The 23,331-nt window shown below is 72.8% G+C and carries 22 protein-coding genes and 7 tRNA genes; 17 read left to right on the top strand and 12 right to left on the bottom strand.

The annotated features are described in order from the left end of the window. Positions 1–32 precede the first annotated feature (32 nt). The 5 genes from ACIP93_RS20290 to ACIP93_RS20270 all read right to left on the bottom strand — a co-directional run bounded on the left by ACIP93_RS20290 (position 33) and on the right by ACIP93_RS20270 (position 529). Positions 33–104, bottom strand: a tRNA-Val gene (locus ACIP93_RS20290). Between the two features lie 49 nt (positions 105–153). Further along, positions 154–225: transfer RNA gene (locus tag ACIP93_RS20285), tRNA-Val, on the bottom strand. Positions 226–266: 41 nt separating this feature from the next. Then, positions 267–338: transfer RNA gene (locus ACIP93_RS20280), tRNA-Val, on the bottom strand. Position 339: 1 nt separating this feature from the next. After that, positions 340–413 (bottom strand) — tRNA-Cys (locus ACIP93_RS20275). Between the two features lie 43 nt (positions 414–456). Further along, positions 457–529: transfer RNA gene (locus ACIP93_RS20270), tRNA-Gly, on the bottom strand. A 145-nt stretch (positions 530–674) separates the two neighbouring features. On the opposite strand from ACIP93_RS20270, the gene ACIP93_RS20265 reads away from it, so the two are divergent. The 3 genes from ACIP93_RS20265 to ACIP93_RS20255 all read left to right on the top strand — a co-directional run bounded on the left by ACIP93_RS20265 (position 675) and on the right by ACIP93_RS20255 (position 3,505). Continuing rightward, positions 675–1,724: a chorismate-binding protein gene (locus ACIP93_RS20265; RefSeq protein ID WP_345224856.1), complete on the top strand. Its 1,050-nt coding sequence runs from the start codon at positions 675–677 to the stop codon at positions 1,722–1,724. 56 nt (positions 1,725–1,780) lie between these two features. After that, positions 1,781–2,602, top strand: coding sequence for an aminotransferase class IV (locus tag ACIP93_RS20260; RefSeq protein ID WP_401760750.1), 822 nt, complete (start codon positions 1,781–1,783; stop codon positions 2,600–2,602). A gap of 63 nt (positions 2,603–2,665) precedes the next feature. Further along, positions 2,666–3,505, top strand: coding sequence for a GNAT family N-acetyltransferase (locus ACIP93_RS20255; protein ID WP_401760748.1), 840 nt, complete (start codon positions 2,666–2,668; stop codon positions 3,503–3,505). Positions 3,506–3,511: 6 nt separating this feature from the next. On the opposite strand, the gene ACIP93_RS20250 is transcribed toward ACIP93_RS20255, so the two are convergent. Then, on the bottom strand, positions 3,512–4,048 hold the full coding sequence (locus ACIP93_RS20250; RefSeq protein WP_401760746.1) for a DsbA family protein: 537 nt from the start codon (positions 4,046–4,048) through the stop codon (positions 3,512–3,514). 156 nt (positions 4,049–4,204) lie between these two features. On the opposite strand from ACIP93_RS20250, the gene ACIP93_RS20245 reads away from it, so the two are divergent. Both ACIP93_RS20245 and ACIP93_RS20240 read left to right on the top strand, forming a co-directional pair. Then, positions 4,205–4,669: a hypothetical protein gene (locus ACIP93_RS20245; protein WP_401760745.1), complete on the top strand. Its 465-nt coding sequence runs from the start codon at positions 4,205–4,207 to the stop codon at positions 4,667–4,669. A 127-nt stretch (positions 4,670–4,796) separates the two neighbouring features. Beyond that, positions 4,797–4,955 carry a hypothetical protein gene (locus ACIP93_RS20240; RefSeq protein ID WP_189827397.1) on the top strand — a complete coding sequence of 53 codons (159 nt, stop codon included), beginning with the start codon at positions 4,797–4,799 and terminating at the stop codon, positions 4,953–4,955. Between the two features lie 27 nt (positions 4,956–4,982). Here the strand turns inward: ACIP93_RS20240 and ACIP93_RS20235 are convergent, their stop codons facing one another. Continuing rightward, the gene (locus ACIP93_RS20235) at positions 4,983–5,540 is read right to left on the bottom strand and encodes a CGNR zinc finger domain-containing protein (RefSeq protein ID WP_345224863.1); all 558 of its coding nucleotides are present in this window, start codon (positions 5,538–5,540) and stop codon (positions 4,983–4,985) included. A gap of 253 nt (positions 5,541–5,793) precedes the next feature. After that, positions 5,794–6,207: an SsgA family sporulation/cell division regulator gene (locus tag ACIP93_RS20230; RefSeq protein ID WP_003959770.1), complete on the bottom strand. Its 414-nt coding sequence runs from the start codon at positions 6,205–6,207 to the stop codon at positions 5,794–5,796. Between the two features lie 190 nt (positions 6,208–6,397). On the opposite strand from ACIP93_RS20230, the gene ACIP93_RS20225 reads away from it, so the two are divergent. After that, positions 6,398–6,850 (top strand): TIGR02611 family protein, encoded by a 453-nt coding sequence (locus ACIP93_RS20225; protein ID WP_345224865.1) that lies wholly within the window; start codon positions 6,398–6,400, stop codon positions 6,848–6,850. Between the two features lie 69 nt (positions 6,851–6,919). Beyond that, positions 6,920–6,991, top strand: a tRNA-Val gene (locus ACIP93_RS20220). Between the two features lie 89 nt (positions 6,992–7,080). Here the strand turns inward: ACIP93_RS20220 and ACIP93_RS20215 are convergent. Next, positions 7,081–9,609 (bottom strand): SCO7613 C-terminal domain-containing membrane protein, encoded by a 2,529-nt coding sequence (locus ACIP93_RS20215; protein ID WP_401760742.1) that lies wholly within the window; start codon positions 9,607–9,609, stop codon positions 7,081–7,083. 142 nt (positions 9,610–9,751) lie between these two features. Here ACIP93_RS20215 and ACIP93_RS20210 point away from each other — a divergent pair, with 142 nt between their 5' ends. From ACIP93_RS20210 to ACIP93_RS20200, 3 genes are all read left to right on the top strand, one after another. Then, on the top strand, positions 9,752–10,219 hold the full coding sequence (locus ACIP93_RS20210) for an SRPBCC family protein (RefSeq protein WP_401760741.1): 468 nt from the start codon (positions 9,752–9,754) through the stop codon (positions 10,217–10,219). 39 nt (positions 10,220–10,258) lie between these two features. Continuing rightward, positions 10,259–10,330: transfer RNA gene (locus tag ACIP93_RS20205), tRNA-Val, on the top strand. A 184-nt stretch (positions 10,331–10,514) separates the two neighbouring features. Next, positions 10,515–10,697 (top strand): hypothetical protein, encoded by a 183-nt coding sequence (locus ACIP93_RS20200; protein ID WP_345224871.1) that lies wholly within the window; start codon positions 10,515–10,517, stop codon positions 10,695–10,697. Between the two features lie 6 nt (positions 10,698–10,703). Here the strand turns inward: ACIP93_RS20200 and ACIP93_RS20195 are convergent, their stop codons facing one another. Beyond that, positions 10,704–11,432, bottom strand: a complete 729-nt coding sequence (locus tag ACIP93_RS20195) for a 3'-5' exonuclease (protein ID WP_345224873.1) — start codon at positions 11,430–11,432, stop codon at positions 10,704–10,706. Between the two features lie 228 nt (positions 11,433–11,660). Here ACIP93_RS20195 and ACIP93_RS20190 point away from each other — a divergent pair, with 228 nt between their 5' ends. The 4 genes from ACIP93_RS20190 to ACIP93_RS20175 all read left to right on the top strand — a co-directional run bounded on the left by ACIP93_RS20190 (position 11,661) and on the right by ACIP93_RS20175 (position 16,176). Then, positions 11,661–12,227: a DUF4365 domain-containing protein gene (locus ACIP93_RS20190; RefSeq protein ID WP_401760738.1), complete on the top strand. Its 567-nt coding sequence runs from the start codon at positions 11,661–11,663 to the stop codon at positions 12,225–12,227. Continuing rightward, on the top strand, positions 12,227–13,459 hold the full coding sequence (locus ACIP93_RS20185) for a hypothetical protein (RefSeq protein WP_345224876.1): 1,233 nt from the start codon (positions 12,227–12,229) through the stop codon (positions 13,457–13,459). The genes ACIP93_RS20190 and ACIP93_RS20185 overlap by 1 nt, the downstream gene beginning before the upstream one ends. Positions 13,460–13,560: 101 nt before the next feature. After that, the gene (thrS, locus tag ACIP93_RS20180) at positions 13,561–15,537 is read left to right on the top strand and encodes a threonine--tRNA ligase (protein ID WP_401760736.1); all 1,977 of its coding nucleotides are present in this window, start codon (positions 13,561–13,563) and stop codon (positions 15,535–15,537) included. Between the two features lie 84 nt (positions 15,538–15,621). After that, the gene (locus ACIP93_RS20175; protein ID WP_401760734.1) at positions 15,622–16,176 is read left to right on the top strand and encodes an HIT family protein; all 555 of its coding nucleotides are present in this window, start codon (positions 15,622–15,624) and stop codon (positions 16,174–16,176) included. A gap of 3 nt (positions 16,177–16,179) precedes the next feature. Here ACIP93_RS20175 and ACIP93_RS20170 read toward each other — a convergent pair whose 3' ends face one another. Together ACIP93_RS20170 and ACIP93_RS20165 are read right to left on the bottom strand one after the other, a co-directional pair. Continuing rightward, a complete protein-coding gene (locus ACIP93_RS20170) occupies positions 16,180–17,850 on the bottom strand; it encodes a hypothetical protein (RefSeq protein ID WP_401760732.1) in 1,671 nt (556 codons plus the stop codon). Positions 17,851–18,046: 196 nt separating this feature from the next. Next, positions 18,047–20,251, bottom strand: coding sequence for an elongation factor G-like protein EF-G2 (locus ACIP93_RS20165; protein WP_401760730.1), 2,205 nt, complete (start codon positions 20,249–20,251; stop codon positions 18,047–18,049). 297 nt (positions 20,252–20,548) lie between these two features. Here ACIP93_RS20165 and pgsA point away from each other — a divergent pair, with 297 nt between their 5' ends. The 3 genes from pgsA to ACIP93_RS20150 are packed head-to-tail and all read left to right on the top strand — an operon-like array spanning position 20,549 to position 23,312. After that, positions 20,549–21,205 (top strand): phosphatidylinositol phosphate synthase, encoded by a 657-nt coding sequence (gene pgsA / locus ACIP93_RS20160; protein ID WP_345224887.1) that lies wholly within the window; start codon positions 20,549–20,551, stop codon positions 21,203–21,205. Continuing rightward, on the top strand, positions 21,202–22,140 hold the full coding sequence (locus tag ACIP93_RS20155) for a phosphatidylinositol mannoside acyltransferase (protein WP_345224890.1): 939 nt from the start codon (positions 21,202–21,204) through the stop codon (positions 22,138–22,140). The genes pgsA and ACIP93_RS20155 overlap by 4 nt, the downstream gene beginning before the upstream one ends. After that, the gene (locus tag ACIP93_RS20150; protein ID WP_401760728.1) at positions 22,137–23,312 is read left to right on the top strand and encodes a glycosyltransferase family 4 protein; all 1,176 of its coding nucleotides are present in this window, start codon (positions 22,137–22,139) and stop codon (positions 23,310–23,312) included. Before ACIP93_RS20155 ends, ACIP93_RS20150 begins: the two co-directional genes overlap by 4 nt. The last annotated feature ends 19 nt before the right edge of the window (positions 23,313–23,331 follow it).

Genomic DNA, 23,331 nt, shown 5'->3' with positions numbered 1-23,331 from the left:
CGGCCGAGAACGGCCGGGGGCTTCAACTGCTGTGCGCGATACTGGGATTGAACCAGTGACCTCTTCCGTGTCAGGGAAGCGCTCTCCCGCTGAGCTAATCGCGCGGGACGGTCCTCGCGGACCTGATCGTGCAACGTACTGCCTGGTGCTGCGTGCGCGATACTGGGATTGAACCAGTGACCTCTTCCGTGTCAGGGAAGCGCTCTCCCGCTGAGCTAATCGCGCGGGACGGTCCGAGCGGACCGTAACTGTTCAGTTGTGCTGCGTGCGCGATACTGGGATTGAACCAGTGACCTCTTCCGTGTCAGGGAAGCGCTCTCCCGCTGAGCTAATCGCGCTTGGAGGTGGAGACGGGATTTGAACCCGTGTAGACGGCTTTGCAGGCCGTTGCCTCGCCTCTCGGCCACTCCACCAGGAGTGCTAGTAAAGGGTATCGGGATGATTCCCCCACTATAGAGCGGACGACGAGACTCGAACTCGCGACATCCACCTTGGCAAGGTGGTGCTCTACCAACTGAGCTACGTCCGCTTGTCTGCTGCCGTTCCACTGGCGTGTCCCGGCGACGTGTTGAACTCTAGCGGATTCCCGGGCCAGCACAAAAACGCGTTTGTGCAGCGTGCTGCGGGTCCTCGCCGCCAGGAGAGGCGCGCACCCCCGCCCTAGACTCGACGACGTGTCCGACCTCCCCTCTTTGGCCCGCTTCGGCGGCCTCGTCGCCACCGATCTGCGCGACGTGACCAGCGATCCGGCCGCCCTCGACTCCTCCGGCTTCTGGGCCGTCGCGGCCGGCTTCGAAGGCCGTCTCGTCTGCGCCCGCTTCGGCGACGTCCGCACCGAGCCGGTCCCCGCCCCGGTGCCCGGCGCCTGGCGCGGCCCCGCCGCCACCGCGTGGACGTCCTCCCTGGACCGCGCCGCCTACACCGCGGGCGTCCGCCGCATCCGCGAGCACATCGCGAAGGGGGAGGTCTACCAGGCCAACCTGTGCCGCGTACTGAGCGCGCCGGTGGACCCCGCGGCGGACGTCGACGCCCTCACCGCCCTCCTCGCACGGGGCAACCCCGCTCCGTACGCAGGAACGATTCGGCTGCCCGCGCACGGGGTGGAGATCGCCACCGCGTCCCCCGAGCTCTACCTGCGCCGCGAGGGCCGCACGGTGGAGTCCGGGCCGATCAAGGGCACCGGGAAGACCGAGGCGGACCTCCTGGCGAAGGACCACGCCGAGAACGTGATGATCGTCGACCTGGTCCGCAACGACCTGGGGCGCGTCGCCGTCACCGGCTCCGTCACCGTCCCGCGGCTCTGCGAGGTCGAGCCGCACCCCGGCCTCGTCCACCTCGTCTCGACCGTACGGGCCGAACTGGCCGAGGAGCAGGGCTGGGGCGGACTGCTGCGCGCCACCTTCCCGCCCGGTTCCGTCACCGGCGCGCCCAAGGCCAGCGCACTGGAGATCATCCGGGCCCTGGAGTCCTCCCCGCGCGGCCCCTACTGCGGCGGCATCGGCTGGGTCGACGCCGACCGGGGGCTCGGGGAACTGGCCGTCGGCATCCGTACGTTCTGGATCGACCGCACCGCCCCCGGCGGACCGCTGCTGCGCTTCGGCACCGGAGCCGGCATCACCTGGGGCTCCGACCCCGAGCGGGAGTGGGCGGAGACCGAGCTGAAGGCGTCCCGGCTGCTCGCGGTAGCGTCGGGTGCCTACGAGGTCACCGCCCGTACGGAATGAGCGTCCGCGCCACGGACCGCGCGGGCACGACGAACAGCGAGAGGGAAGGCCGCGTCATGCAGATCTGGGTCAACGGGGGACTGGTCGACGCCGACTCGGCCCGCGTCTCCGTCCTCGACCACGGAATGACCGTGGGCGACGGCGTCTTCGAGACCATGAAGGCGGCCGACGGCACGGCCTTCGCCCTCACCCGCCACCTGGACCGGCTCACCGCCTCCGCCCGGGGCCTGGGCCTGCCCGACCCCGACCACGACGAGGTCCGCCGCGCCTGCGCCGCCGTCCTCGAGGCCAACCCGATGCCGCTGGGCCGGCTCCGGGTCACCTTCACGGCGGGCGTCTCGCCGCTCGGCTCCGACCGGGGCGAGCACGCCCCCACGCTGGTCGTCGCGCTCGGCGAGTCCACGCGACGCCCCGACACCACTGCCGTGGTCACCGTCCCCTGGACGCGCAACGAGCGCAGCGCGCTGACCGGGCTCAAGACCACCTCGTACGCCGAGAACGTCGTCGCCCTCGCCAGGGCGCGCCGCGCCGGGGCCTCGGAGGCACTGTTCGCGAACACGGTCGGGCAGCTCTGCGAGGGGACGGGGTCGAACGTCTTCGTCGTCCTGGACGGACAGCTCCTCACCCCGCCCGTCGCCTCCGGCTGCCTGGCCGGCATCACCCGCGCCCTCACCGTCGAGTGGACCGGCGCGCAGGAGGCCGACCTGCCCCTCGACGTGCTGGCACACGCCGACGAGGTCTTCCTGACCTCCACCCTGCGCGACGTGCAGGCCGTCCACCGCGTCGACGGACGCGACCTGCCGACGGCCCCCGGTCCGGTGACCGCCAAGGCGATGCGGGTCTTCGCGGAGCGCGCCGGGGACGACCTCGACCCGTAAGTCCGCCAAGTCCCGCCGCGAAACGTGATGACGGGCGGCCCCGGCAGGGGTACAACTCCGGTGATGACGACGACCCTGCGGCCGACCGGGCCGCTTCGGACCAGCGCCGACGGCGCGCGCTCGCGCCCCTACGAGGTGTGCGTGAACAGCCGCCCCGTCGGCACCGCCCGCATCGAGACCGTGCCCGAGTTCGGCCGCGCGGTCGGCCGGATCGCCTCGCTGCACATCGAGGCGGCGGACCGCCGCCGGGGCCGCGGCACGGTCGCCGCGCTCGCCGCCGAGGAAGTCCTGCGCGGCTGGGGCTGCGACCAGGTGATGATCACCGTCCCGGCGGAGGCGACGGAGGCCGCGCGCATGGCGGCCGCGCTCGGCTATGTCGAGCGCGGCCGCACCATGCTCAAGGACCTCCCCGCCGACCCCCCGCCGCTGCCCGCCGACGTCACCTTCCGCCCGGTCACGCGGGAGGAGTACGACGCCTGGCGCGTCAAGGACGCGGCGGACTTCGCCCGGAGCTGGACCGACCGCGGCCTGAGCCCCGAACAGGCGCGCGCCAAGGCCGAGGACAGCGAGCGCCGGTTCCTCCCGCAGGGGCCGGCCACCCCGCACACCTGGATCAGCCGCCTGGTCCGCGACGGCGAGCCGATCGGACTGCTCTGGCTCGGCCGTCACGAGGTGGAGCCGGGCGAGCACAGCGCCTTCGTGTACGCGGTCGAGGTCGACGAGGACCAGCGCGGCCGGGGGTACGGGCGGGCCCTGATGGCCCTGGCCGAGCGGATCGCGCTGCGGGCGGGCGAGCGACGCATCGGACTGCACGTCTTCGCGGGAAACACCCCGGCCCTGCGCCTGTACGAGTCCCTCGGCTACCGCACGACGGCCGTGAGCAGCTCCAAGCGGCTGCTCTAGGACGGCTCAGGCCCGCTGTCCGGCGAGCAGCCCGTCCGCGATCTCCTCGATGCGCTCCCGCAGGCCGCTCTGGTCCTTGCTGCCGTCGAGGAGCTGCCCGCCGATCTCGTACGTCGGCGTGCCCTTCGCCTTGATCGCCTTGCCCTCCGCCTGGTCGGCGTCGACGATCAGCGTGTGCCGACCGTCGATCAGCGCGGTGTCGAACTCCTCGGTGTCCAGGCCCAGTTCGCCCGCCACCTCGATCAGCACCGGCTTCCCGCGGCTGCCCAGCTCCTGGGTGCGGGCCAGCAGCGCCGTCACGTACTCCCAGCCCCTGCCCTGCTCGAAGGCCTCCTCGGCGGCCTGCGCCGCGTCGTACGCGTGGGCGTTCTTCTCCAGCGGGAAGTGCCGCAGCCGGACGTCCAGCCGGTCGCCGTAGCGGGCCCGCAGCGCGGCGAGGTCCGTGAGGGCGGTGTGGCAGTCGGGGCACTGGAGGTCGCACCAGACGTCGAGGACGACGGGGGAGTCGGGAGCGGCGGCGTCGAGGGGAGGTGTGTGGCTCATGGGGTCAGTCTCCCAGTCGTACGACCGCCTCCCCGACCGGGACCTGGGGAGGAGCCGCGCCCCGGAGATCTCCCTGAGACCGCCGCCGGGGATGGCCGCACCCGTGCGGCGCGGTGCAGGATGGAAGCGACCGTACTTTCCACCGCTGGAGGACCGATGCTGCTGGTTGAGACCGTCTGTTCCGCGGTGTCCGCCGCAGGCCTGGGCATCGCCGCGATCACGGCGTACCGGAAGCGCTTCCTCACCGCGACCCGGCTGGCCGCCTACTCGCTGGTGCCGGTCGGCCTGGTGATGATCGGAGCGGTGGGCTGGCTCTCCGACATCGTCTTCAAGCCGGTCGTCTGGGCGGGCCTCGGCGTGCTCGGCCTGGCCTGGCTGCTCTTCGTCACCACCCGCTTCGTCGAACGGCGCGGTGGCGGCACCCGCAAGGAGCGCAAGGCGGCCAGGGCGGCCCGGGGCGACGCCGTCGCCCCGGCGGCCAACGCCCCCTCGCTCGGTGCGGGACGCCCCGCGGGCGCGCCCGCCGCTGCCCCGGCACCGGCGCCCGCGCAGGCCAAGGGCAAGAAGGCCGACGACGACTTCTCCGACATCGAGGCGATCCTGAAGAAGCACGGGATCTGACCCCGTCCCGGGGAGTGCGCGGGGCGGTCGAACGCACACACCACGACCGCCCGATACGGTGAACTGCCGCCGATCGGGGGCGTGATGGTCATTCCGTAGCACCGGGCTGCGTCATCATCAGCCCGAGATGCTCCAGACCTCCCCCGACGAGACCCCGGCACCCGCGCCCGCCGAAGAGGCGCGCGGGTGCCTCTTCGCGCTCTCCCAGCCGCCGCTGATGATCTTCCTCGCGTTCATCGGCACGCTCCTGCTGATGGGAGCGGTCCATGACCTGTTCCTGGACTGAACCCGGGCGGGCCGCCGCCCGCAGCCGTCAGCCGGCCGCTTCCTTGCGCCGGGCCCGGTACGCCGCGACGTGCAGCCGGTTCCCGCAGGTGCGGCTGTCGCAGTAGCGCCGGGAGCGGTTGCGCGAGAGGTCCACGAACGCGTGCCGGCAGTCCGGCGCCTCGCAGCGCCGCAGCCGCTCCAGCTCCCCGGACACCAGGATGAACGACAGGGCCATCCCGCAGTCCGCCGCCAGGTGGTCCGCGATCGAGGCGCCGGGCGCGAAGTAGTGCACGTGCCAGTGGTAGCCGTCGTGGTCGGTGAGCCGGGGCGTGGTCCCGGCCGCGGCGACCAGCCGGTTGATGAGCTCGGCGGCCGCCCTGGGGTCGGACGCCCCGAAGACGTCCGCGAAGCGGGCCCGTACCTCCCGGACGGCACGGACGTCGTCCTCGGTGAGCTCGCCGACGTCGCTGACGTCGTGGCGCCGTGCGAAGTCGTGCAGCGCCTCGACGTCGGTGAGACGGTCCGTGGGCTCGCTCTCCGGCGCGGTGTTCACGAGGCCGACGACGACGTCGAGGGCTCGCCGGGTGTCGTGGGGAATCAGCACGCTTCGCTCCCTGGCCTGCGCGGGCCGTTGCCCGCCGATGCTCGCCGACTCTAGCCGCTCGTGCCCAGAGCGCTACGGACAGTGCCCCGTGCGCGGTGCCGCCCGGGAGGGGGACGGATGCGGCTGCGCCGCCGCCGCGGTGGGTTCCGCGACGACGGCGCAGCCGGCAGGGCTTATGAAGTTGTCCCTATGTGGTTGTCCGCTCCGCGCCGTCGCCCCGAGTCGGACGGCGAGGAGCGACTCTCGACCTGGCTCAGCTTTCGGCCAGGATGTGAGAGAGCTCCGTGTCGAGGTCGAAGTGCCGGTGTTCGGTGCCAGGTGGCACCGCGGCGTCCGTCCTCTTCAGGAACGACTCAAGCGCCCGCGCCGGGGCTTCGAGCAGGGCCTCGCCCTCCGGTGAGCTCAGGGCGATGCAGACGACGCCCTGACCGTGGCTCCGGGACGGCCAGACTCGGACGTCGCCGGTTCCGGTGGGCCGGTGCAGGCCCTCGGCGAGGAGATCACGGGCGAAGACCCACTCGACCGTCTCCTCGGCTCCGGTGTGGAAGGTGGCATGCACGGCATAGGGATCGGCCGTGTCGTACCGCAGGCCCGCGGGTACAGGCAGTGATGACTCGCTCGACACAACGAGGCGCAGGTGCAGCTCGCAGCTGACCGTGGTGTTCATAAGCGCCAGGGCCTTTCGCTCAGTGTGCGCTCGGGGATTCGCACGTCGGCGAAATCGACATGCCACCTCCAGGGCCGTTGTAAACCCTTATGAGTGTTTTGAGTCTCTTGACGTCGCTCGTACGGCCGAGTCCGGGCTTGACTCGTACGGCCATTCCGGTGAGGGCGGCCGGTCCGGTAAGTTGGCCCTCATGAACGCGGAGAGTGACGAGCGGGACGGGGGCGTCGCCGCGGCGACGACCGGTCCCGAAACGGGGGGCACCACCGACGGGCGCGAGCTCGGATCGCGTGCGCCGCAGTACATCCAGGAACGCAGGACGCTCCACCTCAGCTGGCAGGTCGGGGTCTTCGTCGTCGGCCTCGCGGTCGTGATCGCGGGCATCATCATGCTTCCGCTGCCCGGACCCGGCTGGGTGGTGATCTTCGGCGGCATGGCGATCTGGGCGACCGAGTTCGTCTGGGCGCAGCTCGTGATGCGCTGGACCAAGCGCAAGCTCACCGAGGCGGCCCAGAAGGCGCTCGACCCGAAGGTGCGCCGGCGGAACATCGTCCTGACCACGATCGGCCTGGTGATCATCGCCGTGCTGGTCGGGATCTACGTGTGGAAGTTCGGCCTGGTGATGCCGTGGAAGATCAACGAGTGACGACCGGCCGACCGGCCGGAAAGTGGTCGGGGGCACGCGCTGACATGCGGTAATGTTCTGTCTGTGCCCGGGCGATTAGCTCAGTGGGAGAGCACTTCGTTCACACCGAAGGGGTCACTGGTTCGAACCCAGTATCGCCCACCCGGGACCAGAGGCCCGAGAGACCGTACAGCGTCTCTCGGGCCTCTGGCGTTCCCCGGGCCCCTCCCGCGCGGGCCCGGGACACGTGCCTACGTGAGGCGGCCGATCCGCTCGCGCAGCCGACGGGCCTCGCGCAGCCGCTGCTCGTACGTCGCTCCCACCGCCAGCAGCAGCATCCCGGCCAGTGCCGGGGGCAGCCAGCGCGGCAGGACGCCGACCACCTGGACCGCGTACGGAGCCAGCTCGTGCAGCGAGACCAGGCTCAGCACGACCGCGCCGAGCAGCAGCGGGGCCCCGAGCCGGTACCGGGCGCCCAGCAGGGTCACCACCAGCGCGGCCACGCCCAGCAGCAGCGGGCGCTGCCAGTGCGCGTCCGCCCAGGCGGCGACCAGGCTCGGCACCAGGGTCATGGACAGGCCCGGGCCGTACGCGAGCCAGGAGGACGCCCGGGGGTCGCGGCGACGCCGCAGCACCCCCACCGCCAGCGCCAGGACGCTCGCGGGGACCGTGTACGCCTCCGGGGCGGCGATCTCCGAGGCCGCCAGCCGCGACCAGGTCGCCGCGACGAACAGGCCCCCGGCCGCCCAGCCCGCCGCCCGGCGCTCCTCCCGCACCGCCGTGCCGGCCGCGACCGCCCCGCACAGCGCCAGCACCAGGGACAGCGTCGGCAGGTGCCCGGCGGCCAGGACCAGGGGCACCAGCGCCGACACCGCGCCCGCGATCTCCATCGGCACGCTGCGCACCCGTACCGCGAGCAGCGCCACCAGGGCGGGTACCGCGAGGGCCAGGAGCGCCGTGTGCCGGGCGGGGAGGCCCAGGGCCGCCCCCGAGGCGCAGGCCAGGGCCGTCGCGTGCACGACGCAGGCGACGGCGCTCACGGACCGCACCGCGGGAGCCGTGGCGCGCAGGGCCGTGGCGAGCCACAGCAGGAGCAGCGCGCCGAGGACGGCGAAGGTGGCGCCGCGGCCCGCCAGCGCCAGGAGGGCGCTCGCGACGGAGACCACCGCGCCGGTCGCCAGCGCCGCGTGCGAGGCGGCGGCGGAGGAGGAGAACACCGCCGACGCGAGGGCGGCGGCCGTCACGACGACGAACAGGGCGAGCCCGGCGGCGTACGGCAGGTCCAGGGCGACCGGGACGAGCAGGAGCGCGCCGGCGGCCAGCAGGACGGCGCCGACGGCGGACGCGGGACGCGGGCGGCGGCGGTGGAACAGGGCCAGGGCGGCGGCCGAGGCCAGCAGGATCAGCGGGGCGGTCGACATCGCCTGCCAGGGCAGGTCCCACGCGTCGCCGCCGGCCGGGACCGCGCGGAAGCCCGCGGGCAGGCCCCGCCACGGGGCGGCCGGCCGGGACAGCGGGCCCGACAGCAGCGTCAGGGTCAGCGCGGGCAGCGTCGTCAGGACGGCGCCCGAGGTGACGGCGGCCGAGGACAGGGCCAGGCCGTGCCGTACCGGACGGGGCAGGCGTACGGATCGGGCGGCCACGGCCGGCAGCGCGAGGGCGCAGGCCAGGTACAGGGGGGCCGTCCAGGCGAGCGGCAGGGCCGGCCGCAGGAGACCACCGGCGGCGGCGACCGCGGCCAGACCCGCGGCCGCGGCGGACGCGGCCTGCGGGCGGCGCAGCGAGGCCGCCAGCGCGAGGACCCCGCCCGCGAGGAGCAGGGCGCAGGAGGGCGCCGCGTCGGCGGGCGAACCGGCGAGCGACGACAGGGACAGCGCGCCCAGCAGGGCGGCCGCGCCGGTCACCCAGGCGAGCCCGGCCGCCAGGACGCCGACAGCGCCGACGGGACGCGGCACCCCGACGGGGGCGGAGCCGGCGGTGCCCGGCCCCGCGGAGGGGGCTCCGGGGGCGGGGGGCGCGGGTGTGCCGCCCGCCGGGGCGGGGGTCTGGGGGGACGGCGGGGTGCCGGGGCGTGAGGGGGTGCTGGGGGCCGGGCTCCGTGAGAGGCGGCGGAGGGCGAGCGGGGTGTTCAGGGCGGCGGTCACCAGGAGGGCCCACAGGACGGGAAGCGCGGTGGCCGACTGGGACAGGGCCCAGAGCGGGAGCGGGAGTTGGGCGACCAGGAGGGCGGCGGGGAGCGGGGTGCGCAGGCGCGGCAGGAACACGCCGTACCCTCCCCACACCAGCGCGAGGACGGCGGAGGCCGCCGCCGTGTACGCCGTGCCGTCCGCGTCCGCGAAGGCCACCTGGCGCAGCGCGTACACGTCCAGCGTCGTCAGGACGAGACCGAGCACCGCCACCGCCTCCGCCGTCGCCACCAGGCCCCGGCGCACCAGCAGCGCCGGGACGGCGAGCGCCGCCGCCGTCACCAGGCCCAGCGCCGCGGACCGCCCGGCGATCCCCAACTGGCCCCAGCCGATCAGCGTGAACGCCAGCGCGGCGACCGCCAGCAGGACGCCGCCCAGGGCGAGCAGCACGTTCTGCGCGCTCGGACCGGGCTGCGTCGTCGCGACCGGCCCGGGCACGCCGGGTGCGGGCGGCGGTGCGGCCGGGGTGGCGAGGAGGTGCAGAAGCCAGGCCCGGCGGTGCAGCAACTGGGCGCGGCGCGCGTCGAGCCGCAGCAGCTCCTGGTCGAGCCGGCGCAGCTCCTCGGCCGGCGGGGGCGGCGGAACATTCGTCATGACGCGAGTGTGGAGCGCCCCGGGCGGCCCGTCATGGGTGCGGATACTCACGCACGTACTCAGGAGCCCGCGCGGCACGGGCCCGCGTGCACGGAGCGGGAGGCGCAGGCATGCCGCAGGGCAGACGGAGCAGACTGAGGCCATGGACTGGAGTCACTACCGCTTCTGCAGCATCTGGAAGGTGCCCGCCCCGCCCGCCGCCGTCTACGCCGTGCTGGAGAACGCCGAGGCCTATCCGCGCTGGTGGCCCCAGGTGCGCGAGGTGGACCGGGTGGACGAGCACAGCGGCACCGCCCGCTTCCGGTCCCTCCTCCCGTACGACCTGCTCGTCGGCGTGCACGAGGGGCGCGGCGGACTGGACGCCGGGCTCCTGGAGGTGCGCATGACCGGCGACCTGGAGGGCTGGATGCGCTGGACACTGCGCCCGCACGGCACGGGCACCGTCGTGCGGTACGAGCAGGAGGTCGACGTGAACAAACCGCTGCTGCGGCGGCTCGCCGTCCTCGGACGCCCCTTCTTCCTCGCCAACCACGCCCTGATGATGCGGTCCGGAAGACGCGGACTCGCCGCCGAGGCGACGGCCCGGCAGGCGGACGGGGACGCGGTTTGAACCGAACGCGGGAAGCGCTGTATGGTTCAACCCGTTCCCGGGCGATTAGCTCAGTGGGAGAGCACTTCGTTCACACCGAAGGGGTCACTGGTTCGAACCCAGTATCGCCCACCCGGGAAGAGCCGGTCCGTCACAGACGGACCGGCTTTCTTGTGTGCCGGTGCGGCGAGGGCGCCCGCCGGGGTGGTGCTGGCACCACCAGCGGTCCGGGGGCAGAAGCCCTGTTCCGCGCCGGGCGGACTTCCTAGCGTTGCCGGTACAGCAACCGCCGGACTGACAGCAGGAGATAGACCCGATGAACACCACCATGACCAAGACGATGCTCTGGATGCTGCTCGCGATCGCCGTCGCCGCGAACGCGTTCTTCAACTACCGGATGAACGGCACCCCGCAGATCCTGTGCAGCGTGGGCGCCGGGATCGTCGCCCTCGCCTCCATCGCCGGGCTGGTCGCCGTCAGGCGGGCCTCCTCCGACTGAGGCCGGTCAGGCCGCCTGGGCGCGTGCCTCGGGGCGCAGCGGCCACGCCGGGTCGACCGCCTCGTCCGAGCCGTTGCGGGCGAACCAGGCCTGGAGGCCGCGCGCCTGCGCCGCGTGCCACACCGCCTGGAGGCTGTGCAGCTCGGCGGGGGACAGGCGCTCCAGACGGGCGGCGAAACGCCGGCCCACGGCCCGTACCAGCTCCAGCGACGCCGTCGCGTCGGCCACCGCGTCGTGCGCCCCGGCCAGCTCCACACCGTAGTGCCCGCACAGGTCGGTGAGGGTGCGGCGGCCCTTGCGGTAGCGGTCCAGGTGCTTGTCCAGGACCCGGGGGTCCAGGACGTACAGCGGCCGCGCCTCCAGGTAGCGGCTCAGCGACGACGCCCGGTGCCGCCGCAACTCCCGGTCCAGCATGGTCAGATCGAACGGCGCGTTCATGATGACCAGCGGACGGCCCGCCGCGCACTGCTCGGCCAGCGCCCGCGCCATCTCCTCCATCACGGGCGCGGGCCACCGGCCGTTGCGCTGGAGGTGCTCGTCGGTCAGCCCGTGGATCTCGGTCGCCCCCACGGGCACCGGAACACCCGGGTTCACCAGCCACTTGGTGGCCCGGACGCGCGCGCCCGCCGCGTCCTGCACGACGAGGGCGGCCGAGACTATCCGGTCACCCTCCACGTCCACGCCCGTGGTCTCCGTGTCGAAGGCCGCCAGCGGCCCCTCGTACCAGCACGTCATGTCCCCAACTCCTCATGCTCCAACGGCAGACGGCCGACTCGCGGATCGGACCCCGGTGCGCTTTCTGCCCGAAGCGGTGATACCCGGGCCGTTTACGCCATAAGCCGTACGGAGACAACACAGGTGACGGGCGGCGAAGTTGCCGCCCCCTCCCGAACGCGCGTCTCCCGTCGGGGAGTTGCGCATCCGAGCAAGAGATCGGCACGGCCCGGAAGGCACACGTCAGCCATGGCGCTCACGCAGCCCGAACCGGGCGGGCTGCTGCCCGAGCGGACCACCCCGCTCAGAGGCGCGCTCGCCACTACCGCCTGCATGGAGACACTCCAGGTGGGCTATCTGCACGCCGTCGCGGCAGCCGCGGGGTGCTCGCTCTCCCAGCCGTTCCCGGACAACGGGATCGACTGGCACGTCAGCCACGGATCGCCCGTGCACACCGTCGACGACGAAGTGACCATCAAGGTCCAGCTCAAGTGCACCTACCAGATCGCCCCGCGCCCGCCGGGCGCCGCGTTCTCCTTCACCCTCGACAACGACCACCTGGTGAAGCTGGCGCGCACCCCCGTCTCGGTGCACAAGATCCTGGTCGTGATGCTCGTGCCGCGCAGCCGCGACGACTGGCTGAGCGCCGCGCACGACCGGCTCGACCTGCGGCACTGCTGCTACTGGATCAACCTGGCCGGACACCCGGTGACCGGCCGCCACCGGACCAACGTGCGGGTCCCCACCGTGCGGATATTCGACGACCGAGCCCTCTGCGAGATCATGAGCCGCGTCGGGGCGGGAGGGAGACCCTGATGCACCGCTACCGGCCCATCGACGACTCCGGACGACCACACCCCGGCGACCCCGGTGAATCCGCGGGAAGCTGGGACGGCGGAGGACCCGAGCCCGCCCAGGTCGACCCCGCCGTCCTCGGCGCCCTCCTGGCCCGGCACGGCTGGTGGCGGCGCGGGGGTGCCGCCGGCCGTTACGCGCGCTGGACACCGCCCGGGCCCTCCGCCGGGGGTGCGAGTCTGCTCGTACCGGAATCGAGGGCGTTCCCCGACAGCGAGGACCTGCTCGCGGAGGCGCTGTACGCCCTCCAGCGCTGCCCCGAGCCGTCCGCGCGCGAGGTCCTGGTGCAGCTCGCGGTGCCCAGCGACGAGATCCGCTGGCTGCGGGACGTGCCCGAGGACGTGACGGGGGCGGCGGCCTGGCCCGCGCAGGAGAAGCTGCGCTCGGCGGCCCGGCAGATGCTGCTCGCCGGGGCGCTCGCGGCGCGCGGGCGGGCCGGGTACTACGGGGCGCGGCACCGCAGGCAGGCCCAGGCCTCACTGGAGGGCGTGCTGGTCGGGGCGGGGACGGGCGGACGCGCGCTGACGGCGTTCGTGCCGGTCGCGGGCGGGCGGAGCACGGTCGTCCGCCTGCACCACGCGTTGCACGCGGCGCGCGAGGCCACGGACTACCAGCGGGCCACCGGCGGGATGGAGGCGTTCGACGCGGCCGTCGAGGCGGGCGTCAGCCACGAACTGACCGAGGCCGTGGTCGCGTTGGTGCAGGGCGCCGAGGGCGCGCGGATCGCGCTCGACTGGGCGCCCGCGGCCGGGCCGCCGCCCGGCTGCGCGGCGCGGCCCGAGGCGGTGGAGTTCTCGCCGGGAGACCTGCCGGCGCTCCGGTCGGCGGGGGCGCGCTACCTGCGGGACGAACCCTCGGTGCCGGTGCGGATCACTGGGGCGGTGGTACGGATGCGCAGGTCGGACCCGCGGGGCGGCGGAACGGTGCGGCTGCGGGTGCTGGCCGGGGCCGAGGTGCCGCACGTACGGCTCGTCCTGGACGAGGAGGCGTACCGGATCGCCGGGCACGCGCACCTGGTGGGGCTGCCGATCCAGGTCGGCGGGCGGCTGGAGCGCAGGGGCGGGTTCCGGCGGCTGACGGGGGCGGCCGGGGTGGCGCCCGTCCAGGTGGAGGAGGCGGAACGGGACCGTTTGATGAAGGCGCTGCACGAGAACCTGGACTTCTTCGAGGGGGCGTGCAGCGGGGAGGAGTGAGCGCTCCGGGAATACCGTTTCGCGAGGGAGGCCACCGGCTCGGTACGATTCGGGGGCGTGCCGCTTCCACAGGCGCGTACCCCCTCAGTCAGGAGAGACCGGTGTCAGACGTCCGTGTGATCATCCAACGCGATTCCGAGCGGGAAGAGCGCGTGGTGACGACGGGCACTACGGCAGCCGAGCTCTTCGCCGGCGAGCGCTCGATCGTCGCCGCCCGGGTCGCCGGTGAGCTGAAGGACCTCAGCTACGCGGTGCAGGACGGCGAGGAGGTCGAGCCCGTCGAGATCAGCTCCGAGGACGGCCTCAACATCCTGCGCCACTCCACCGCGCACGTCATGGCGCAGGCCGTGCAGGAGCTCTTCCCCGAGGCCAAGCTGGGCATCGGCCCGCCGGTCAAGGACGGGTTCTACTACGACTTCGACGTCGAGAAGCCCTTCACCCCGGAGGACCTCAAGGCGATCGAGAAGAAGATGCAGGAGATCCAGAAGCGGGGGCAGAAGTTCGCCCGTCGCGTCGTCTCCGACGAGGCGGCCCGCGAGGAGCTCGCCGACGAGCCGTACAAGCTGGAGCTCATCGGCATCAAGGGCTCCGCGTCCAGTGACGACGGCGCGGACGTGGAGGTGGGCGGCGGCGAGCTGACCATCTACGACAACCTCGACGCCAAGACCGGCGACCTGTGCTGGAAGGACCTCTGCCGGGGCCCGCACCTGCCGTCGACCCGCAACATCCCCGCCTTCAAGCTGATGCGCAACGCCGCCGCGTACTGGCGCGGCAGCGAGAAGAACCCGATGCTCCAGCGCATCTACGGCACCGCGTGGCCCTCGAAGGACGAGCTGAAGGCGTACCTGGAGTTCCTCGCCGAGGCCGAGAAGCGCGACCACCGCAAGCTCGGCAGCGAGCTGGACCTGTTCTCCATCCCGGAGCAGATCGGCTCCGGCCTCGCGGTCTTCCACCCCAAGGGCGGCATCATCCGCCGGGTCATGGAGGACTACTCGCGCCGCCGGCACGAGGAGGAGGGCTACGAGTTCGTCTACACCCCGCACGCGACGAAGGGGAAGCTCTTCGAGCAGTCGGGCCACCTGGACTGGTACGCCGACGGCATGTACCCGCCCATGCAGCTCGACGAGGGCACGGACTACTACCTCAAGCCCATGAACTGCCCGATGCACAACCTGATCTTCGACGCCCGGGGGCGTTCGTACCGCGAACTCCCGCTGCGGCTCTTCGAGTTCGGCACCGTGTACCGGTACGAGAAGTCGGGTGTCGTGCACGGTCTGACCCGTGCCCGGGGCTTCACCCAGGACGACGCGCACATCTACTGCACCAAGGAGCAGATGGCGGAGGAGCTCGACAAGACGCTCACCTTCGTCCTCGGGCTGCTGCGCGACTACGGTCTGACCGACTTCTACCTGGAGCTGTCCACCAAGGACCCGGAGAAGTTCGTCGGCTCGGACGAGATCTGGGAGGAGGCCACCGCGACGCTCCAGCAGGTCGCCGAGAAGCAGGGGCTGCCCCTGGTCCCGGACCCGGGCGGCGCGGCCTTCTACGGGCCGAAGATCTCCGTGCAGTGCAAGGACGCCATCGGCCGGACCTGGCAGATGTCGACCGTGCAGCTCGACTTCAACCTGCCGGAGCGCTTCAACCTGGAGTACACCGGCCCGGACGGGTCCAAGCAGCGCCCGGTCATGATCCACCGCGCGCTGTTCGGCTCGATCGAGCGGTTCTTCGCGGTGCTGCTGGAGCACTACGCGGGTGCGTTCCCGGCGTGGCTGGCGCCCGTGCAGGCGGTCGGCATCCCGATCGGCGACGCGCACATCCCGTACCTCCAGGAGTTCGCCGCCGAGGCGAAGAAGAAGGGGCTGCGGGTCGAGGTGGACGCCTCGTCCGACCGGATGCAGAAGAAGATCCGCAACCAGCAGAAGCAGAAGGTCCCGTTCATGATCATCGTCGGTGACGAGGACATGGCGGCCGGTACGGTCTCCTTCCGCCACCGCGACGGCTCGCAGGAGAACGGCATCCCGAAGGCCGACGCCCTCGCGAAGCTGCTCGACGTGGTGGAGCGCCGCGTCCAGGTCTGAGCGCGGGAGTGACGGATGAGGGCGGTTCCCTTCGGGGGCCGCCCTCTCTGCCGTCTCCCCAGGTCGTACGCCTATGCTTTCCGCATGACGAGTGAGCCGGAGCAGCAGAGTGGACCGGTGGGTGAGCCGGACGGGTTCGGGCGGCTGTGGACGCCCCACCGGATCGCGTACATCCAGGGTGAGAACAAGCCGACCGGGCCCGGGTCCGACGACGGCTGCCCCTTCTGCGAGGCGCCCAGGCACAGCGACGAGGACTCGCTGATCGTGGCGCGCGGCACCACCGTCTTCGCGATCATGAACCTGTATCCGTACAACGGCGGACACCTCATGGTCATGCCCTACCGGCACGTCGCCGACTACACGGAGCTGGACGACGCCGAGACCGCCGAGCTGGCGCTGTTCACCAAGAAGGCGATGACCGCGCTGCGCAAGGCGTCCGGGGCGCACGGGTTCAACATCGGGCTCAACCAGGGCTCCGCCGCCGGTGCCGGGATCGCCGCCCACCTGCACCAGCACGTGGTGCCCCGCTGGGGCGGGGACACCAACTTCATGCCGGTCGTCGGGCACACCAAGGTGCTGCCGCAGCTCCTCGCGGACACCCGCAAGATGCTCGCCGACGTGTGGCCGGAGAGCGTGTAGCGCTCAGGCGTCGTACAGGTCGGCCTTGCGCGGGGCCGGGTCCTGGACCAGGCCGCTGAGCATGGACGAGCGCCCGTTGAAGCGTTCGGTGTCGACTCCGTGGTCCTCCAGGACCTTGATCGCGGCCGTGTGCACGACCCGCAGGACGGGGGTCGCCGCGCGCATCGCGTCGTCCGCCATGAAGCGGTGCCGCCAGGGCTTCTCCGCCCACACGTGCCGCAGGCCGAACGGCTCGGGCAGCGTGAGTTTGCCGCCGAGGAAGTCCAGGACGTTGGGGAACCAGGTGAACGGGGCCCGCACGCTGAGCCGCACCACGTCGTTGGTCCCCATCAGCGGGAGCTGGCGGGTCTTGGTCTCCCAGAACTTGACCGTCTTGCCGACCGTGACCGTCTTGGCCGCGGGCTTCGTGGTGAACAGGGGGTGCACCGGGCCCAGCGCGTGACCGGTGACCTCGATGCGCAGGGTGTGGTGCAGGACGGTCACCGTGATGAGCATGGTGATGACCAACTGGCCGTCCCACAGCGTGAACTGGACGCCCAGGTAGTGCCGGTTGCCGGCGCCGAACTGCTGTTCGTTGCAGATGCGCTGTATCTCGTGGGTCTTGATCAGGTACTGGTCGACGTCCTGCCCGTCGGGGCGGCTGACCTCGCCGGCGTTCTCGCCGACCGGGGCGACGATCCAGTGCTTGACCGAGGGGGTGGGGAAGCCGCCGGTGTGCAGCGGGCCGCGCTCCAGCATGCGGAGCTGGTCGTGGATGGCGCGGATCACGTCCCAGCTCCGGAAGCCGTGGATCTCCTTGGTGGGGTCCGCGCTGTGGAGTTCCTCGGCGAGCTGCCAGCTTCCCCAGCGGGTGCCCATGCCGAGTATCCCCTTGGGGCCCGCGTAGAAGACCGAGTTGGACTGCTGCTCGGCGGTGAGCCGGGCGAGTCCCTGGCGGAGTTCCTCGGCCTGGCTCTGGCCGGGGTCGCGGGGGACCGCCTCGGGGATCTTGGGTCCGGCGCCGCCGCCTCCGGACAGGAGGGAGGCCCAGCGTTCACGCAGGTCCTTGGCGGTGGTCTCGCAGACCTGCTTGGCCCAGAGCCAGCCGATCACCGGGGCGACCACCATGGCGCGCAGGTAGATGCCGAGGAGGCCGTCGAAGGGCAGCTTGATCAGAAAGATCACCACGAGGCCGCCGACCGCCACGAGGAGGGCCGTGCCGAGTGCGCCGGACTTCTTGTCCTTGGCGCCCGCGATGGTGCGGCGCAGTTGGAAGACCGCGAGCCAGAGGAGGAGGCCGGGCAGGAAGAGCAGGCCGAAGACGGCCATGATGACGGTGAGCTTGGTGTCGCGGGCCTTGCGGATGTTGGTGGCGGCGAGGCAGTGCTCCACGACGGTCTGCGGCTCGGTGCCGAAGGACTGGATGAGGGCCTTGCGGGCGCCGCCGAGCATCCGCACCCGTACCGCGCGCGAGAACGCCTCGCCGAGGTCGGGTTCGAAGAGGGAGAGCCTGCCCTTGCTGACGCCGGACTTGTGCCACTCGTTGTTCGCGTCCAGCAGGACGGTCACCGAGCTGTCCCGGTACGCGGCCGAGGCGAGCGCGTTGGTCGCCGCGGTCTGTCCGGCCGCACCCTGGAGCGGCACCTGTGCACCGGGTGAGAAGTCGAATCCCGAGTCCGCCACTACCGCCCCCATCGACCGTCCGCGTCCGTGGAGCCCTGTGCTCTCCACGCCGTTCCCGCACTGCGGCGTTGTTCCCAACGGCCGCCCCCCGCACACCTGCTGAGCTGGGGTCACAGCGTATCGACGCGAGGTCCCTCTCGTCATGGGAGCGCGGAATGCCGCCCACCGCAAGGGAATTGGGTGGGCAGCATTGCCGCAAAACGGTCAACTAGCCGCCTTTTTGGTCCTGTTCGCGGAATTTGCCCGCGATCTGAGATGGCATGGGTTCGTGTCGTGCGTACGTGCGGTGGAAGCTCCCGGTGCCGTGGGAGAGGGACCTGAGGTCGACGGCGTACCGGCCGATCTCGATCTCGGGCACCTCGGCCCGCACCAGGGTGCGGCCGCGGCCCGCCTGTTCGGTGCCGACGACCCGGCCGCGCCTGCCGGACAGGTCGCTCATCACCGGGCCCACGTAGCCGTCGGGGACCAGGACGGTCACGGCGGCGACCGGTTCCAGGAGGTCGATGCGGGCGCCGGCGGCGGCCTCCCGCAGGGCGAGGGCGCCCGCGGTCTGGAAGGCGGCATCGGAGGAGTCCACGGAGTGGGCCCTGCCGTCCCGCAGCGTGATCCGTACGTCGACGAGCGGACAGCCGCTTGCCAGGCCCCGGGCGGCCTGGGCGCGTACCCCCTTCTCGACGGAGGGGATGAACTGGCGGGGCACCGCGCCGCCGACCGCCTTGTCGACGAACTCGACGCCGGTGCCGGGCGGCAGCGGCTCCACCTCGATCTCGCAGATGGCGTACTGGCCGTGGCCGCCGGACTGCTTGACGTGCCGCCCGCGCCCGGTGGTCCGCTCGCCGAAGGTCTCGCGCAGGGACACCTTGTGCCCCACGGCGTCGACCCGGACGCCGTACCGGGTGCGCAGCCGTTCCAGGGCGACGTCGCGGTGGGCCTCGCCCAGGCACCACAGGACGAGCTGGCGGGTGGCCCGGTTCTGCTCCAGGCGCATGGTCGGGTCCTCGGCGACCAGGCGGGCCAGGCCCTGCGAGAGCCGGTCCTCGTCGGCCTTGCTGTGCGCCTGGACGGCGAGCGGGAGCAGCGGGTCCGGCAGCTGCCACGCCTCCATGAGCAGCGGGTTGTCCCTGGCGGAGAGGGTGTCGCCGGTCTCGGCGCGGGTGAGCTTGGCCACGCAGACCAGGTCGCCGGCGACGGCGTGGGTCAGGGGGCGCTGCTGTTTGCCGAAGGGGGAGGAGAGCGCGCCGACGCGTTCGTCGACGTCGTGGTCGGGGTGGCCCCGGTCGGCGAGGCCGTGCCCGGAGACGTGGACGGTCTCGTCGGGGCGCAGCGTGCCGGAGAAGACCCGGACCAGGGAGATCCGGCCGACGTAGGGGTCGGAGGCGGTCTTGACCACCTCGGCGACCAGCGGGCCCGCCGGGTCGCAGGCCAGCGGGGGCGCGGGGGCGCCCTGCGGGGTGGTGACGGCGGGCAGCTCGTGTTCGGCGGGGGTCGGGAAGCCGCCGGTGACCAGCTCCAGGATCTCGACCGTGCCCAGGCCCTGGCGGCTGCCCTCGGGGGCGGGCGCGGCGGCCAGGACGGGGTGGAAGGCGCCGCGGGCGACGGCCCGTTCGAGGTCGTCGACCAGGGTCTTGCGTTCGATGTCCTCGCCGTCGAGGTAGCGGTCCATCAGGGACTCGTCCTCGCTCTCGGCGATGATGCCCTCGATCAGCCGGTTGCGGGCCGCTTCGATGCGGGGGAGCTGGGCGGGGTCGGGGGCCAGCTCCTCGCGCCGGCCCGAGGAGTAGTCGTAGATCCGCTGCGAGAGCAGTCCCAGGAGTCCGGCGACGGGGGCGTGTCCGTCCGGTCCGTGGTCGCCGTACAGGGGCAGGTACAGCGGGAGCACGGCGTCGGGGTCGTCGTCGCCGAAGGCCGCGGCGCAGAGGTCGGTCATGGACTCGAAGTCGGCGCGGGCGGCCTCCAGATGGGTCACCACGATGGCGCGCGGCATGCCGACGGCGGCGCACTCCTCCCACACCGCGCGGGTCGCGCCGTCCACGCCGTCGGACGCCGAGACGACGAAGAGGGCCGCGTCCGCGGCCCGCAGACCGGCCCGCAGCTCCCCGACGAAGTCGGCGTAGCCGGGGGTGTCGATCAGGTTGACCTTGATGCCGTCCCATTCCACGGGGACGACGGAGAGCTGTACGGAACGCTGCCTGCGGTGCTCCATCTCGTCGTGGTCGGAGACGGTGGTCCCGTCCTCGACGCGGCCCGCCCGGTTCACCGCCCCCGCGGCGAGGGCCAGGGCCTCCACCAGGGTGGTCTTGCCCGATCCGCTGTGGCCGACCAGCACCACGTTCCGTACGGACGCGGGGTGGTCGGCCGTCGGAGCCCTGCCGGCGGCTCCGGGGTGTGCGCTCGTGTGAGTCCTGTCGCCCATGGTGTCCGGCCTCCCGAGGAGAAGTGCACGGTGAAGGGCGCGGGCAGGGGGCGGCCGCAGTGGCGTGGCGGCACCGGTGACGCCCGCGGTCATTCGAGCTTTCCACTCGGGTCACCGGGCGTCCATACCCCGGTCCGGTGCGCGTCGGCCGCCGCCCGGGGAGCCGGGGGTGCGGCCATCTGTCGTAGGGACACGGCGGTCGGCGGGTGCCCGGCGGTGCGGCCGGGCGGTCGTGGCTACGATGGGCCAGCCGGTGGCCATAGGGGCCGCTCGGCGATCCGACCCCTCGGGAAGGCCATGCTGAACAAGTACGCGCGTGCATTCTTCACGCGTGTCCTCACACCGTTCGCCGCATTTCTGCTCCGCCGCGGAGTCAGTCCGGATGCGGTCACCCTCGTCGGCACTGCCGGGGTGATGGCGGGTGCGCTGGTCTTCTTCCCCCGCGGGGAGTTCTTCTGGGGCACCATCGTCATCACCCTCTTCGTCTTCTCCGACCTCGTCGACGGCAACATGGCCCGGCAGGCCGGGGTGTCCAGCCGGTGGGGCGCGTTCCTCGACTCCACGCTGGACCGGGTGGCCGACGCCGGCATCTTCGGCGGGCTCGCCCTCTGGTACGCGGGCGGCGGCGACGACAACGTGCTGTGCGCGGTGGCCATCTTCTGCCTGGCGAGCGGCCAGGTCGTGTCGTACACGAAGGCCCGCGGCGAGGCGATCGGCCTTCCGGTCGCCGTCAACGGGCTCGTCGAGCGGGCGGAACGGCTGGTCATCACGCTGGTCGCCGCCGGTGTGGCGGGGCTGCACGCGTTCGGGCTGCCCGGCGTGGACGTCCTGCTGCCGATCGCGCTGTGGGTCGTCGCCGTGGGCTCCCTGGTGACGCTGGGGCAGCGGGTGGTGACGGTGCGCCGGGAGTCCGCCGAGGCGGACGCGGCGACGGGCAACGGGGCGGCCTCGTGAGCGCCCCGGAACGCGTGACGCCCAAGGACCGGCTGGTCGACGGGTTGTACGGGCTCGGCTGGGCCGGCGTGAAGAAGCTCCCCGAGCCGGTCGCCGTGCGGCTCGGCCGCACCATCGCCGACCAGGCCTGGAAGCGCCGCGGCAAGAGCGTGCTGCGCCTGGAGTCCAACCTGGCCCGGGTCGTCCCCGACGCGAGCGCGGCCCGGCTGCGGGCGCTGTCCCGGGCGGGCATGCGCTCGTACATGCGCTACTGGATGGAGTCCTTCCGGCTGCCCTCCTGGACGCCGGAGCGGATCGCCGCCCAGGTGCGCATCGAGGACGCGCACCGCATCACCGACGCCCTGGAGAGCGGCCGGGGCGTGGTGCTCGCGCTGCCGCACATGGGGAACTGGGACCTGGCCGGGGTCTGGGTGACCAGTCATCTCGGCCAGCCGTTCACGACGGTGGCCGAGCGGCTGAAACCGGAGTCGCTGTACGACAGGTTCGTGGCGTACCGCGAGAGCCTGGGCATGGAGGTCGTCCCGCACACCGGCGGCTCCGCCTTCGGGAGGCTGGCCCGCAGGCTGCGCGGCGGGGGTCTGGTCTGCCTGGTCGCCGACCGGGACCTCTCCGCCTCGGGCGTCGAGGTCAAGTACTTCGGCGAGACCGCGAAGATGCCGGCCGGGCCCGCGATACTCGCGCAGCAGACGGGGGCGCTGCTGCTGCCGGCGACGCTCTGGTACGACGGGCCGAAGACGATGCGGGGGCGGGTGCACCCGCCGGTCGACGTGCCCGAGACGGGTACGCGGAGCGAGAAGACGTCCGCGATGACCCAGGCGCTGGCCGACGCCTTCGCCACCGGGATCGCCGAGCACCCGGAGGACTGGCACATGCTGCAGCGGCTGTGGACCGCGGATCTGGAGCCCCGGGAGACCGGGCGGGAGGGCCAGGAGTGAAGGTCGGGATCGTCTGCCCGTACTCGTGGGACGTGCCGGGCGGCGTCCAGTTCCACATCCGGGACCTCGCCGAGCATCTGATCGGGCTGGGGCACGAGATCTCCGTGCTGGCCCCGGCGGATGACGACACCCCGCTGCCGCCGTACGTGGTCTCGGCGGGGCGGGCGGTTCCGGTTCCGTACAACGGATCGGTGGCGCGGCTGAGTTTCGGGTTCCTGTCGGCGGCGCGGGTGCGCAAGTGGCTGCACGACGGGGCCTTCGACGTGGTGCACATCCACGAGCCGGCCGCGCCGTCGCTGGGGCTGCTGACCTGCTGGGCGGCGCAGGGGCCGATCGTGGCGACCTTCCACACGTCGACGGCGCGCTCGCGGGTCATGCTCGCCGCGTACCCGATCCTCCAGCCCGCGCTGGAGAAGATCAGCGCGCGGATCGCGGTGAGCGAGTACGCGCGGCGGACGCTGGTGGAGCACCTGGGGGGCGACGCGGTCACCATCCCCAACGGGGTCGACGTCGACTTCTTCGCCGAGGCGGAGCCCAAGGCGGAGTGGCAGGGCGGGACGCTCGGCTTCATCGGGCGGATCGACGAGCCGCGCAAGGGGCTGCCGGTGCTGATGCGGGCGCTGCCCCGGATCCTCGCGGAGCGGCCCGGCACCCGGCTGCTGGTCGCGGGGCGCGGGGACGAGAAGGAGGCGGTGGCCTCGCTGCCCGAGGAGATGCGCTCGCGGGTGGAGTTCCTCGGCATGGTCAGCGACGAGGACAAGGCGCGGCTGCTGCGCAGTGTCGACGTGTACGTCGCGCCCAACACCGGCGGCGAGAGCTTCGGGATCATCCTGGTCGAGGCGATGTCGGCCGGGGCGCCGGTGCTGGCCAGCGACCTGGACGCGTTCGCGCAGGTCCTCGACCAGGGGACGGCCGGCGACCTGTTCGCCAACGAGGACGCGGACGCGCTCGCGGACGCGGCGGTGCGGCTGCTGGGGGACGCCTCGCGGCGGGCCGGGCTGAGCGAGCGGGGGGCGGCGCACGTGCGGCGCTTCGACTGGTCGACGGTGGCGGCGGACATCCTGTCCGTGTACGAGACGGTCACGGACGGCGCGAACGCGGTGGCGGCGGACGACGCGGCGGAACGGGGCGGCCTGCGGGCCCGCGCCCGCGCCCGCATGGCCCGGGACTAGGCGGGCGGCGGGGCAGGGG

It is taken from the genome of Streptomyces sp. NPDC088745, assembly GCF_044751045.1.
GTDB lineage: Bacteria > Actinomycetota > Actinomycetes > Streptomycetales > Streptomycetaceae > Streptomyces > Streptomyces cremeus.
This window is presented reverse-complemented; position numbering and strand designations above follow the sequence as displayed.